The organism is Campylobacter sp. CFSAN093260 (assembly GCF_012890095.1).
GTDB lineage: Bacteria > Campylobacterota > Campylobacteria > Campylobacterales > Campylobacteraceae > Campylobacter_D > Campylobacter_D jejuni.
Map to the genome: position 1 here is coordinate 768,942 of NZ_CP040618.1, position 11,846 is coordinate 780,787.

Consider the following 11,846-nt stretch of genomic DNA (forward strand, 5'->3'; position numbering starts at 1 on the left):
AAAAATGGCTTATGAAATGATAAAACCTTTACTTTTTAAGTTAAACCCTGAGCATACACATGCTTTGGTTGAATATAGCTTAAGGGCTTTAAGTGCTAGTTTTCCAGGAGCTTTAAGTTTTTTAGCACACAAATATATAGTTGATAATGAGAGTTTAAGGCAAAATTTACTTGGACTTGATTTTAATAACCCTGTGGGTTTAGCAGGAGGCTTTGATAAAAATGCTACTATGATAAGACCTTTGAGTGCTTTAGGATTTGGCTTTTTAGAAGTGGGAACTTTTACTCCAAAACCTCAAGAAGGCAATGAAAAACCACGTCTATTTAGACTTGTAAAACAAGAAAGTATACAAAATGCTATGGGTTTTAACAACGAAGGTGCTGAAAAGATTGCTTTAAGACTTGCAAAAACTTATCCTTTTGTTTTACCCTTAGGAGTAAATATAGGGAAAAATAAAATCACTCCAAATGATAAAGCCTTGGAGGATTATTTTACTTTGTTTAGAGATCTTAAGGATTTATGTGATTATTTTATCGTTAATATCTCATCTCCTAATACTAAAAATTTAAGAGAGTTACAAAATGATGATTTTTTAAATACCTTGCTTGAAGAAGCCAAAAAAATTACTTCTAAGCCTATTTTGATAAAAATTGCTCCTGATATGAAAATAGATGATGCTTTAAATTTATGTGAAAATGCTATTAAAAAAGGTGCAGATGGGTTTATATTAGCCAATACTAGTGTTGATTATAGCTTACTAGATAATAATCGTACTTTTGGTGGTATTAGTGGAAGGTTGATTACAGAAAAAAGTGGTATTTTTTTCAAAGAAGTAGCTAAAATTCTTTTTGGCAAAACCTTGCTTATTGCAAGTGGAGGGATTGATAGTGCTGATATTGCTTATGAGCGTATTAAAAATGGGGCTAATTTGGTGCAAGTTTATACAGCTTTGATTTTTAAAGGTCCTTCTTTGGTAAAAAATATCAATCAAAATCTTATAGAGCTTTTAAGAAAAGATGGTTTTTTACACATTAGCGAAGCTGTTGGGGTAAATTTAAAATGATTGCTTATGAAAAAATTCAATTAAAAAACAAGCTTGAAGTTTATGCTTTGCCTGTAAATAAAAATAGCGATGTGATTAGCGTTGATATTTTTTATAAAGTGGGTTCAAGAAATGAGATCATGGGAAAAAGCGGCATAGCTCATATGCTAGAACATTTAAATTTTAAAAGTACTAAAAATTTAAAAGCTGGCGAATTTGATGAGATTGTTAAGGGTTTTGGTGGTGTGGATAATGCAAGCACAGGTTTTGACTATACTCATTATTATATTAAATGTGCGAAGAAAAATTTAGATAAAGCTTTGGAACTTTTTGCAGAACTTATGGAGAATTTAAATTTAAAAGATGAAGAATTTCAGCCTGAAAGAGCAGTGGTTTTAGAAGAGCGTAGATGGAGAACAGATAATAATCCTTTGGGATATCTTTATTTTAGGCTTTTTAATCACGCATTTATGTATCATCCTTATCATTGGACTCCTATAGGTTTTTTTAAAGATATAGAAAATTGGAGCATTGAAGATATTAAAGAATTTCATAGTATTTATTATCAACCTAAAAATGCGATTTTACTTGTAAGTGGCGATATAGAAAGTAAAGAAGTTTTTGAGCTTTCAAAAAAACATTTTGAAAAGATTAAAAATACTAAGACTATACCTAAAATTCACATAAAAGAGCCTAAGCAAGATGGAGCAAAAAGAATATATTTGCATAAAAACTCAGATACTGAACTATTAGCCCTTGCTTATAAAATTCCAAATTTCAAGCACAAAGATATACCTGCTTTAAATGCTTTATCCGAGCTTTTAGGAAGTGGGAAAAGTTCTTTAATGAGTGAAATTTTGATTGATAAATTAAATTTAATCAATGATTATTATGCTTATGTTAATGATTGTATAGATGACAATTTATTTATTTTTATTTGTAATTGTAATCCCAATGTTAATGCAGAAAAAGTAGAAAAAGAACTTTTAAAAATCATTGATAAACTTAAAATGGGTAAAATTTCTCAAAAAGATTTGCAAAGAGTGAAAAATAATGTCAAAAGTGATTTTATTTTCTCACTTAACAATGCTAGTGCAGTGGCAAATATTTATGGTTCATATCTAGCAAGAGGAGATATCAATCCTTTGTTAAATTATGAGAAAGATATACAAAATTTGGAATTAAAAGATTTGATTTCTTGTGCTAAAAAATATTTTATTCAAGAAAATTCAACTACGGTAATTCTAAGAAAGGATTCAAATGGATAAAAATATTATCATTGGGGCGATGACGGCTCTTATTACACCATTTAAAAATGGAAAAGTTGATGAGCAAAGTTATGCAAGATTGATTAAAAGACAAATAGAAAATGGCATCGATGCAGTAGTTCCAGTAGGAACAACAGGAGAAAGTGCAACTTTAACCCATGAAGAACATAGAACTTGCATAGAAATAGCCGTTGAGACTTGTAAAGGAACTAAAGTTAAGGTTTTAGCAGGTGCGGGAAGTAATGCAACTCATGAGGCAGTGGGTTTGGCTAAATTTGCTAAAGAGCATGGTGCTGATGGGATTTTAAGTGTGGCACCGTATTATAATAAACCTACGCAACAAGGACTTTACGAGCATTATAAGGCTATTGCGCAAAGTGTAGATATTCCTGTGCTTTTATATAATGTTCCAGGAAGAACAGGTTGTGAAATTTCAACGGATACTATTATCAAGCTTTTTAGAAATTGTGAAAATATTTATGGAGTAAAAGAAGCGAGTGGAAATATCGATAAGTGTGTGGATTTGCTTGCACACGAACCTAGAATGATGCTTATTTCAGGGGAAGATGCGATCAATTATCCTATACTTTCAAATGGTGGAAAGGGAGTGATTTCAGTAACTTCAAATTTATTACCCGATATGATTAGCGCTTTAGCTCATTTTGCTTTAGATGAAAATTATAAAGAAGCTAAAAAAATCAATGATGAGCTTTATAATATCAATAAAATTTTATTTTGCGAAAGCAATCCTATTCCTATTAAAACGGCTATGTATTTAGCTGGATTGATAGAAAGTTTGGAATTTAGACTTCCTCTTTGTTCTCCAAGTAAGGAAAATTTTGCTAAAATTGAAGAAGTGATGAAAAAATATAAGATCAAAGGATTTTAATGAATACAGAATTTCAAGGAAAAACTTTAGTGATTAGCGGTGGAACTCGCGGGATAGGCAAAGCTATAGTTTATGAATTTGCTAAAGTGGGTGCAAATATAGCTTTTACTTATAATTCTAATGCGCAAATTGCTGATGAAATGGTTCAAGATTTGGAGAAAAATTATAAAATCAAAGCTAGAGCTTATGAGTTTAATATCTTAGAACCTGAAACCTATAAAGAACTTTTTGAAAAAATTGATGTGGATTTTGATAGAGTGGATTATTTTATCTCAAATGCTATCATTTCAGGACGTGCGGTTGTAGGTGGCTATACTAAATTTATGAAGTTAAAACCAAAGGGAATTAATAACATTTTTACAGCCACAGTAAATGCTTTTGTTATGGGCGCACAAGAAGCAGCTAAAAGGATGGAAAAAGTAGGGGGTGGAAGCATTATTTCTATCTCATCTACAGGAAATTTAGTGTATATAGAAAATTATTCAGGTCATGGTACAGCAAAAGCCGCTGTAGAAGCTATGGCAAGATATGCGGCTACTGAACTTGGAGAAAAAAATATCCGTGTAAATGTCGTAAGTGGTGGGCCTATTGAAACTGATGCTTTAAGAGCTTTTACAAATTATGAAGAAGTAAAACAGGCTACTATAAATTTAAGCCCTTTAAATCGCATGGGGCAGCCTGAAGATTTGGCTGGAGCATGTCTTTTTCTTTGTTCAAGTAAGGCAAGTTGGGTGACAGGACATACTTTCATCGTTGATGGTGGTACAACTTTTAAATAAAAATTAAGAAAAATCAATGGATTTTTCTTAAAAATATTTTTCAATCAAGTTTTAATTTCCACCCTAAAAAAACACTTAATAATGCAAGTAAAAAAATAAAATTTAAAGTCCAATTACCAAAACCTATAAAACCTATAGATAATACGCTGTAAAAAAATCCTCCTACAGCTGAATAAATACAAATCGTACTTAAAGATCCATTTTCTGCCATTTTTTTACATGGGCAGATTTTATAAAATTTTTTATCATTAAATTGATTTTTCTTTTTATTTCCCAAAAATAAACCAAAAAGGGCAAAAAGATTTAAAAAAATAAAAGTATATAATAAAATTTGATCTAATTCCATTTTAATATACCTTAAAAATATCTAAGCCAAGAGGGTAGATGGACTTGCTCTTCTTTTAAAGTAGTTTCTTGTCCATGTCCTGGCAAAAGTTTAAAATCTTCTTTGTAAGTCATAACTTTTTCTAAGCTTTGTTTCATTAAATTTGCATCTGAATAAGGAAAATCCCATCTTCCTATGCTTCTATAAAATAAAAAATCTCCACTAAACATGATATTTTTACCTACAATTTCTATCATAGTGCAACCTGGTGTATGTCCTGGTAAAAAGTGAAATTTAAAGTCAAGTCCGCCTATAGAAATGATATTTTCATCATCAATCAAATAATCCGCTTTGCTAGGCATAAAACCTTGATTAAAAGGATCTTCAAGCATAAAAGTATCATTTTTATGAATATAAATGGGGATTTGATAGGCTTGTTTTACTTTTTCATTATCCCAAACATGATCGTAATGTCCGTGAGTGTTTAAAATCGCTAAAGGATTTTTTGCATGTTTTTTGATGAAATTTAGCGCATCAAAACCGGGATCAATTATAATTTCTCCATGCTCACCAAATAAAATATAACAATTTGTCTCATAAGCTCCACAAGCTTGTTTGATAATTTGCATTTTTTGCCTCTTTAATAAAAAATTTGCCTTAAATAAATATAATTATACATTAAATTTTTAAAAGGCAAGCTTTATGGATTGGCAAAAGATTACGGAAAAAATGTGTGATTTTATACAAGAAAAAGTGAAAAATTCTCAAAGTCAAGGTGTGGTTTTGGGGCTTAGTGGCGGGATTGATTCTGCTTTGGTAGCAACGCTTTGTAAAAGAGCTTTAAAAGAGAATGTTTTTGCTCTTTTAATGCCAACTCAAATTTCAAACAAAGCCAATCTTGAAGATGCTTTAAGGCTTTGTGCGGATTTAAATCTTGAATATAAAATCATAGAAATTCAAAGCATTTTAGATGCTTTTATAAAGCAAAGTGAAAATACCACTCTAGTATCTTTGGGAAATTTTGCAGCTCGTATTAGAATGAGTTTGCTTTATGATTATTCTGCTTTGAAAAATTCTTTAGTCATAGGCACTTCTAATAAAAGCGAATTGCTTTTAGGTTATGGTACGATTTATGGGGATTTAGCTTGTGCTTTTAATCCTATAGGATCGCTTTATAAAAGTGAAATTTATGCCTTAGCAAAATACCTTAACTTGCATGAAAATTTCATCAAAAAAGCTCCAAGTGCGGATCTTTGGGAAAATCAAAGTGATGAGGCGGATTTAGGTTTTTCTTATGCAAAAATCGATGAAGGTTTAAAAGCTTTAGAAACTAATGATGAAAAACTTTTAAGAACGCTTGATCCTTCTTTGATTGCTATGTTAAAAAATCGCATGCAAAAAAATGCTTTTAAGGGAAAAATGCCTGAAATTTTGGAAATTTAAATAATGAATGAAGAAAAAAATTATGAACTTTGGCTTGATAATTATTTTTTTAAGCCCAATTTTTGGCAAAAATGCCTTGCTTTTATACTTTTACCTTTAAGTGTGCTTTATGCTTTTTTTGCGATTTTAAATACTTTTTTTCGTAAAAAAATAGTTTTTAAAAAGCCTGTTATTAGCGTTGGTAATTTAAGTTTTGGAGGTAATGGAAAAACCCCGCTTTGTAAAGCTATAGCAAGGGAATTTGATGGCGTTTTTATAGTACTTAGGGGCTATAAAAGAAAGTCTAAAGGTTTGTTTGTTGTTAAAAATCAAAATGAAATTTTATGCACCTTAACACAAAGTGGCGATGAAGCTATGGAGTATGCTTTTGAAGAAAATATCAAAGGTGTGATTGTGAGCGAAGATAGAGTAAAAGGTATTGAAAAAGCTTTTGAATTGGGAGCTAAAATCGTTGTACTTGATGATGCTTTTTCTAAATTTCATATTAAAAAATTTGATATTTTACTTGAAAGTAAAATCAAACCTTATTTTAATTTTACTTTACCAAGTGGAGCTTATCGTTTGCCAAAATTTTATGAAAAAAGGGCTGATTTTATTGCATTAGAAGGCAGGGATTTTGTGCGTTATTCTTTTGTAAAAGAAAATCCAAAGGCTGTTTTGGTAACTGCTATTGCTAAACCTTTTAGATTGTATGAGCATTTTATCAAAGCAAGGGCTTGTTATTTTTTTAAAGATCATTATGAGTTTAAAAAAGAAGAATTAGAAAATTTGCTAAAAAAACATAATTGCGATACACTAATGCTTACTTTTAAGGATTTTGTTAAAGTTAAAGATTTTGGTTTTAAATGTCAAATTATAGAATTAAATATAGAATTAAAAGATTCATTAAGAGAAAAAATAAAAACTTATATCAAGGAGTTTGAACAGTGAAATTGGTCGAGAGTAGAAATGTAAATAATGTATCAAGTTTTAAGGAAGCTTTGATTAACCCAAACGCCCCAGAAGGAGGGCTTTACTCACCTTTAAATTTGCCTATTTTTGAAGGAGAAAAATATGCCAATTTATCTTATAAAGATTTTGCTTTAAAGCTTATAGAAAGTTTTGGTTTTGGCGAAGAAGAGCTTTTTAAAAAGGCTTTGAAAAGTTACGAAAGCTTTGATGATAAAAATACACCTATTTCTTTGCAAAAAATCTCTGAAAAAACCTATATTAACGAGCTTTGGCATGGGCCTACAAGAGCTTTTAAAGATATGGCTTTACAGCCTTTTGGCGTGCTTTTAAGCGAATTTTCAAAGGATAAGAATATTTTAATTATCTGTGCTACAAGCGGCGATACAGGGCCTGCAACCCTAAAAAGTTTTGAAAATGCAAAAAATGTTAAAGTAGCTTGTATGTATCCAAAAGGTGGCACAAGTGGAGTTCAAGAGTTGCAAATGCGAGCTTTAGATAAGGATAACTTGAAAGTTTTTGCCATAGATGAGGATTTTGATGCAGCGCAACGCACTTTAAAAGAATTGCTTTTTTCAAAAGATTTTCAAAACGAAATTAAAGCTTTAAATTATGAGCTTTGCGCAGCTAATTCTGTAAATTTTGGGCGTATTTTATTTCAGATTATTTATCATTATTATGCGAGTTTAAAACTTTTTAATGAGTTTTTAGAAGAAGTACAAATCATCGTTCCAAGTGGAAATTTTGGCAATGCTTTAGGGGCTTTTTATGCTAAAAAAATGGGAGCTAAAATTTCAAAAATCAAAATCGCTTCAAATGCGAATAATATTTTGAGTGAATTTTTTAATCAGGGCGTTTATGATTTGCGTGAAAAAAGTCTTAAGAAGACTATTTCTCCAGCTATGGATATACTCATTTCATCTAATATCGAAAGACTTTTGTTTGCGAAATTTAAAGATAAAAGAACTAAAGAACTGATGAATTTGTTAAAAAATGAGAGATATTTTAAACTTGAAAAAGAAGAATTACAAAGTTTGCAAGAAGATTTTGAGGCGGATTTTTGCACCGATGAAGAATGTATGCAATTTATCAAACAAAGCAAGATTTTAATCGATCCGCATACCGCAACTTGTTTTAAAATGCTTGATCCTTTAAAACCTAGCATTATCACTTCTACAGCAGAATGGACAAAATTTACTCCAAGTATGATAAAAGCTTTATATGATAGGGATTCTAAGAATGAAAAAGAAGATTTAAAATTTATAGCTAAAGAGTTTAATGTCCAAGTTAAAGATGAAATTTTGGCTTTATTTGACTTGAAAAATAGCGATGAAAAGGTATTTGAAGCCAAAAATATAAAAAAAGAAATTTTAGATTGGATGCAAAAATGATTATTATCCCTGCAAGATTAAAATCAAGTCGTTTTCATGAGAAAATTTTATGTGATGTAGGTGGAGTGCCTATGTTTGTGGCTACTGCAAGAAGGGTAAGTAGTGTGGATGAAGTTTGTATAGCTTTAGATGATGAAAAGGTTTTAAGTATCGCTAAAGAATATGGTTTAAATGCAGTTTTAACAAGCAAAAATCATGAAAGCGGTACGGATAGGATTAATGAAGCTTGTAAGAAACTATCTTTAAAAGATGATGAGATTATTATCAATGTCCAAGCTGATGAGCCTTTTATAGAATGTGAAAATTTATTAAAATTTAAAGAATTTGCAAGTTCTTGCTTGGATAAAAAAGCTTTTATGGCGAGTTGTTATAAAAAAATCACTCAAGAAGAAGCTATGGATTCTAATTTGGTTAAAGTGCTTTGCGATAAAGAAGGATATGCTTTGTATTTTTCAAGAGCTAAAATCCCTTATGAAAGAGAAAATTACGAGGAAAGTTTTAAAGGGCATTTAGGCATTTATGCTTATAGTGTAAAAGCTTTAAGAGAGTTTTGTTCTTTATTAAGTTCTGCACTTGAAAGAGCGGAAAAATTAGAGCAATTAAGAGCTATAGAAAATGGTAAAAAAATCAAAATGCTTGAAATTTCAACAACAAGCATGGGGATTGATACCAAAGAAGACTATGAAAAGGCTTTAAAAATTTATTTAGAAAAATAACTCCACCCCAAAATGGAACAGATTTTGCTTATATTATTTTAATATATTTAGATTGAAGGCAAAAAATCTAAATTAAGGAATTAATATGAGTATCTTTAGTATCAATGATAACTCAAACTATGGTTCTATACTTTCACAAGCAAAAGCTAATAAAGAAAGTAAAGAAAATTCTAAAATAAGTTTTGCTAATGCTTTTTTAAAACAAAATGCCAGCAAGTTAAGTGATATAGAAAGTAAAAATTCACAAACTCTAGCAAGAAGTGAAATATTAAGTAACAACAATGCATTAAGCAATAATTCAAATTCTACTAATATATCAAATAGTAGTAATACTAACCTTAGTATTAATAATGCTACTAAAACAAGTTCTCCTAATTATGATATATCAAGTGAATTTAAAAACTCTATTTATACTCTAAAATATAAACAAGCAGATTTAAGCACTGATACAGCCTATGGTTATAGTGTGGATAAAGATGGTTATATGGGAAGTGATTTTAACAAAGCCGCAGGATTACCTGAAGATTTTAAGATACATAAATCTACTTTGGATGAGATAGAGAGATTTAATCAACATGGTATGGCTGATGAAACTAGTGGTAATTATTATAATAGTTTTGATATGGCTTCTATTGTTAAATCCCATTATAATAGTTTTAATCAAGTAATAAGTGCATTTCCAAATGATAAAACAAGTTTTAGCGAAGCTGATTTAGAGCAATTACCAAAAGGACTAAATGATGGTTGCAATCAAAACAAAGAATATATTGTAACACATATATTTAACGCAGAACAATTTCACGAAGCACAAGCGATTAAATATTCTACTATGAATTTGGGTATGAACCTTATGAAACTTGACTTTTCTCCACAAAGCATGGAGCAAGGACCTTCAAATGAAGGTGAATTTAATCCTGATATGTCAGTTTATCCACAAAATGAAGATGGAAATTATTCTAAAGAAGCTTTATTTATGAGTTTTTTAAAATCCTATCCGCCTTTTCCATCTCCAAATCAAGTTGTTTTTAGTCCTGAAGCAAAAGTTTGTGAAGCAAAACTTGAGCTAGAAATGAAAGCAAATCCTTCTTTTGATATTTCCTTAGATGACATTATGACAGGCAAAGTAGATTTTGCAAGTTTATTAAAAGGCTATGCGCAAGATGGTTGGCTTGATGCAGGTATTTATGCAATGGAAAAAGGAGTTAAATGGCAAAATGTATACGTAGGCAGTGGAATCTCTTTTGATAGAGAATTTCATCAAGCAAAAGCTAATGGTTGGAAAGCAAGTAATGAAAGTATAAATTCTTTTGTAAATAATATAATGGATAGATTTAATAATCTTATAGGGCAGACTAGGGTTTAGAAGTTTTAATTTTTTAAGTTTGAAACAAATTGCTAATAACAAAATAAGATAAAATTAGTATAATTTTTTTACAAAAAATTTTGAAAGGAAATTATGAAAAAAATTATTTTGATTTTTATCTCTTTTTTTGCTTTAAATTTGAGTGCAAAAGATTTGGTTGTAGGAATGGAGCTTGGATATCCGCCTTTTGAAATGAGCGATAAAACAGGCAAAGCAAGTGGAATTAGCGTGGATTTTTTAGAAGCTTTTGCAAAGAAAAACGGCTATAAACTTGTAGTAAAAAATATCGCTTGGGATGGTTTAATACCTGCTTTAAAAACAGCCAAGATAGATCTTATTATGTCCTCTATGACAATTACCGATGAGAGAAAGAAAGTGGTGGATTTTAGCATTCCTTATGCTAAGGCAAATTTGGCTATTTTAACTCCTTTGAACTCTGATATTACAAATATCAAAGATTTAGATAAAAAGGGCAAAGTTTTGGCTTTAAAGCGTGGCTCTACAGGACATTTATATGCGGTTAAAAATTTAAAAAATGCAACTATTAATTTATTTGATAAAGAAAATGCTGCTATTTTGGAAGTGATTCAAGGTAAGGCTGATGGATTTTTTTATGATCAACTTACGATTTATCGCACTTGGCAAAAACATCAAGATGCAACTAGAGCCATTTTGGCGCCTTTTCAAGAAAATCCTGAGTTTTGGGGTATAGCAGTACAAAAAGGCAATGCAGAACTTAAAAAAGAGCTTGATGAATTTATTGCAGAAAGCAAAAAAGATGGGCTTTTTGATTCTTTAGGAGAGAAATATCTTAAAGATGTTAAAGATACTTTTAAAAAGAATAATTTAGAATTCTTTTTCTAAGAAGGATTTTCCTTCTTAGGTTACAAAGCTTTCCACAAGCCTTTGCACTAGCAAATTCCATCCATCCACTAATACAAAAATTAAGAGTTTAAAAGGTAGAGAGATCATAGTAGGAGGTAGCATCATCATACCCATAGCCATTAAAACTGAGCTTACAACCATATCTATGACTAAAAAGGGCAGGTAGATTAAAAACCCTATTTCAAAAGCGGTTTTAAGCTCTGAAATCATAAAAGCAGGAACTAAAACCGTAAGGGGAACATCATCTATGGTTTTGGGATTGGGTAGATTGCGTATGCGATAAAAAAGGGCTAAATCTTTTTCGCGAGTATTTTTAAGCATAAAATCTTTAAAAGGCTTTGCTCCTTTTATAAAAGCCTCTTCATAGCCTATTTTTTCTGCTAAATAAGGTTTTATACCTTCATTATAGGATTTTGTAGCTACAGGTTCCATGATAAAAAAACTTAAAATTAAAGCCAAGGTTACCAAAATAGTGTTAGGTGGCATACTTTGCGTCCCCATAGCTTGTCGTAAAAATGAAAATACTACAATAAGACGCAAGAAAGAAGTCATAACAAAAACTATACTTGGAGCGAGCGCAAGTATGGTTAAAACAATCACTATATTTAAAGTAGTAATAAGCTGATTAGGTGTATTGGGTGCGCTTAAGCTTAAATTTACTGTAGGGATAGTTACTTCAGCAGCAAATAAGCTCATGCTTAAAAGTAAAAATAATAATATTTTTTTCAAAATTTAAAAACCTTTTTTTGTTTTTTATTAAAGAAATTTAAATTTTATCTTTTGATGACTAAAAACTA

13 protein-coding genes are annotated in these 11,846 nt (G+C 30.3%); 10 read left to right on the top strand and 3 right to left on the bottom strand.

Going from position 1 to position 11,846, the window contains the following annotated elements:
• The first annotated feature begins 4 nt into the window (after positions 1–4).
• From FBF22_RS03925 to FBF22_RS03940, 4 genes are read left to right on the top strand one after another with little or no spacing between them, the layout of a single operon-like run.
• Positions 5–1,063: a quinone-dependent dihydroorotate dehydrogenase gene (locus FBF22_RS03925; protein ID WP_002884914.1), complete on the top strand. Its 1,059-nt coding sequence runs from the start codon at positions 5–7 to the stop codon at positions 1,061–1,063.
• The gene (locus FBF22_RS03930; RefSeq protein ID WP_002884915.1) at positions 1,060–2,310 is read left to right on the top strand and encodes a pitrilysin family protein; all 1,251 of its coding nucleotides are present in this window, start codon (positions 1,060–1,062) and stop codon (positions 2,308–2,310) included. The genes FBF22_RS03925 and FBF22_RS03930 overlap by 4 nt, the downstream gene beginning before the upstream one ends.
• Positions 2,303–3,199, top strand: a complete 897-nt coding sequence (gene dapA, locus FBF22_RS03935) for a 4-hydroxy-tetrahydrodipicolinate synthase (protein ID WP_165433292.1) — start codon at positions 2,303–2,305, stop codon at positions 3,197–3,199. Before FBF22_RS03930 ends, dapA begins: the two co-directional genes overlap by 8 nt.
• The gene (locus FBF22_RS03940; RefSeq protein WP_002884922.1) at positions 3,199–3,978 is read left to right on the top strand and encodes an enoyl-ACP reductase; all 780 of its coding nucleotides are present in this window, start codon (positions 3,199–3,201) and stop codon (positions 3,976–3,978) included. The genes dapA and FBF22_RS03940 overlap by 1 nt, the downstream gene beginning before the upstream one ends.
• Positions 3,979–4,018: 40 nt before the next feature.
• Here FBF22_RS03940 and FBF22_RS03945 read toward each other — a convergent pair whose 3' ends face one another.
• Complete coding sequence (locus tag FBF22_RS03945) at positions 4,019–4,324, bottom strand: hypothetical protein (protein ID WP_002884923.1); 306 nt, start codon at positions 4,322–4,324, stop codon at positions 4,019–4,021.
• Between the two features lie 11 nt (positions 4,325–4,335).
• A complete protein-coding gene (locus tag FBF22_RS03950) occupies positions 4,336–4,932 on the bottom strand; it encodes an MBL fold metallo-hydrolase (protein ID WP_002884925.1) in 597 nt (198 codons plus the stop codon).
• A 73-nt stretch (positions 4,933–5,005) separates the two neighbouring features.
• On the opposite strand from FBF22_RS03950, the gene FBF22_RS03955 reads away from it, so the two are divergent.
• The 6 genes from FBF22_RS03955 to FBF22_RS03980 all read left to right on the top strand — a co-directional run bounded on the left by FBF22_RS03955 (position 5,006) and on the right by FBF22_RS03980 (position 11,028).
• On the top strand, positions 5,006–5,746 hold the full coding sequence (locus tag FBF22_RS03955) for an NAD+ synthase (protein ID WP_002857155.1): 741 nt from the start codon (positions 5,006–5,008) through the stop codon (positions 5,744–5,746).
• A 3-nt stretch (positions 5,747–5,749) separates the two neighbouring features.
• Positions 5,750–6,676: a tetraacyldisaccharide 4'-kinase gene (locus FBF22_RS03960; protein WP_002852582.1), complete on the top strand. Its 927-nt coding sequence runs from the start codon at positions 5,750–5,752 to the stop codon at positions 6,674–6,676.
• Entirely contained in the window at positions 6,673–8,085 is a 1,413-nt protein-coding gene (gene thrC / locus FBF22_RS03965; protein WP_002884926.1) for a threonine synthase, read from the top strand. Before FBF22_RS03960 ends, thrC begins: the two co-directional genes overlap by 4 nt.
• Complete coding sequence (gene kdsB / locus FBF22_RS03970; RefSeq protein ID WP_002860776.1) at positions 8,082–8,801, top strand: 3-deoxy-manno-octulosonate cytidylyltransferase; 720 nt, start codon at positions 8,082–8,084, stop codon at positions 8,799–8,801. Before thrC ends, kdsB begins: the two co-directional genes overlap by 4 nt.
• 85 nt (positions 8,802–8,886) lie before the next feature.
• Positions 8,887–10,164: a hypothetical protein gene (locus FBF22_RS03975; protein ID WP_002885305.1), complete on the top strand. Its 1,278-nt coding sequence runs from the start codon at positions 8,887–8,889 to the stop codon at positions 10,162–10,164.
• 93 nt (positions 10,165–10,257) lie between these two features.
• A complete protein-coding gene (locus tag FBF22_RS03980; protein ID WP_002885096.1) occupies positions 10,258–11,028 on the top strand; it encodes a transporter substrate-binding domain-containing protein in 771 nt (256 codons plus the stop codon).
• A gap of 15 nt (positions 11,029–11,043) precedes the next feature.
• On the opposite strand, the gene fliP is transcribed toward FBF22_RS03980, so the two are convergent.
• Positions 11,044–11,778 (bottom strand): flagellar type III secretion system pore protein FliP, encoded by a 735-nt coding sequence (gene fliP / locus FBF22_RS03985; RefSeq protein WP_165433272.1) that lies wholly within the window; start codon positions 11,776–11,778, stop codon positions 11,044–11,046.
• Positions 11,779–11,846: the final 68 nt, after the last annotated feature.

Excerpts from the sequence above, each read along its gene's own strand:
- FBF22_RS03925 (WP_002884914.1), top strand. The coding sequence starts at position 5 with ATGGCTTATGAAATGATAAAACCTTTACTTTTTAAGTTAAACCCTGAG.
- FBF22_RS03930 (WP_002884915.1), top strand. The coding sequence starts at position 1,060 with ATGATTGCTTATGAAAAAATTCAATTAAAAAACAAGCTTGAAGTTTAT.
- dapA (WP_165433292.1), top strand. The coding sequence starts at position 2,303 with ATGGATAAAAATATTATCATTGGGGCGATGACGGCTCTTATTACACCA.
- FBF22_RS03940 (WP_002884922.1), top strand. The coding sequence starts at position 3,199 with ATGAATACAGAATTTCAAGGAAAAACTTTAGTGATTAGCGGTGGAACT.
- FBF22_RS03945 (WP_002884923.1), bottom strand. The coding sequence starts at position 4,324 with ATGGAATTAGATCAAATTTTATTATATACTTTTATTTTTTTAAATCTT.
- FBF22_RS03950 (WP_002884925.1), bottom strand. The coding sequence starts at position 4,932 with ATGCAAATTATCAAACAAGCTTGTGGAGCTTATGAGACAAATTGTTAT.
- FBF22_RS03955 (WP_002857155.1), top strand. The coding sequence starts at position 5,006 with ATGGATTGGCAAAAGATTACGGAAAAAATGTGTGATTTTATACAAGAA.
- FBF22_RS03960 (WP_002852582.1), top strand. The coding sequence starts at position 5,750 with ATGAATGAAGAAAAAAATTATGAACTTTGGCTTGATAATTATTTTTTT.
- kdsB (WP_002860776.1), top strand. The coding sequence starts at position 8,082 with ATGATTATTATCCCTGCAAGATTAAAATCAAGTCGTTTTCATGAGAAA.
- FBF22_RS03975 (WP_002885305.1), top strand. The coding sequence starts at position 8,887 with ATGAGTATCTTTAGTATCAATGATAACTCAAACTATGGTTCTATACTT.
- FBF22_RS03980 (WP_002885096.1), top strand. The coding sequence starts at position 10,258 with ATGAAAAAAATTATTTTGATTTTTATCTCTTTTTTTGCTTTAAATTTG.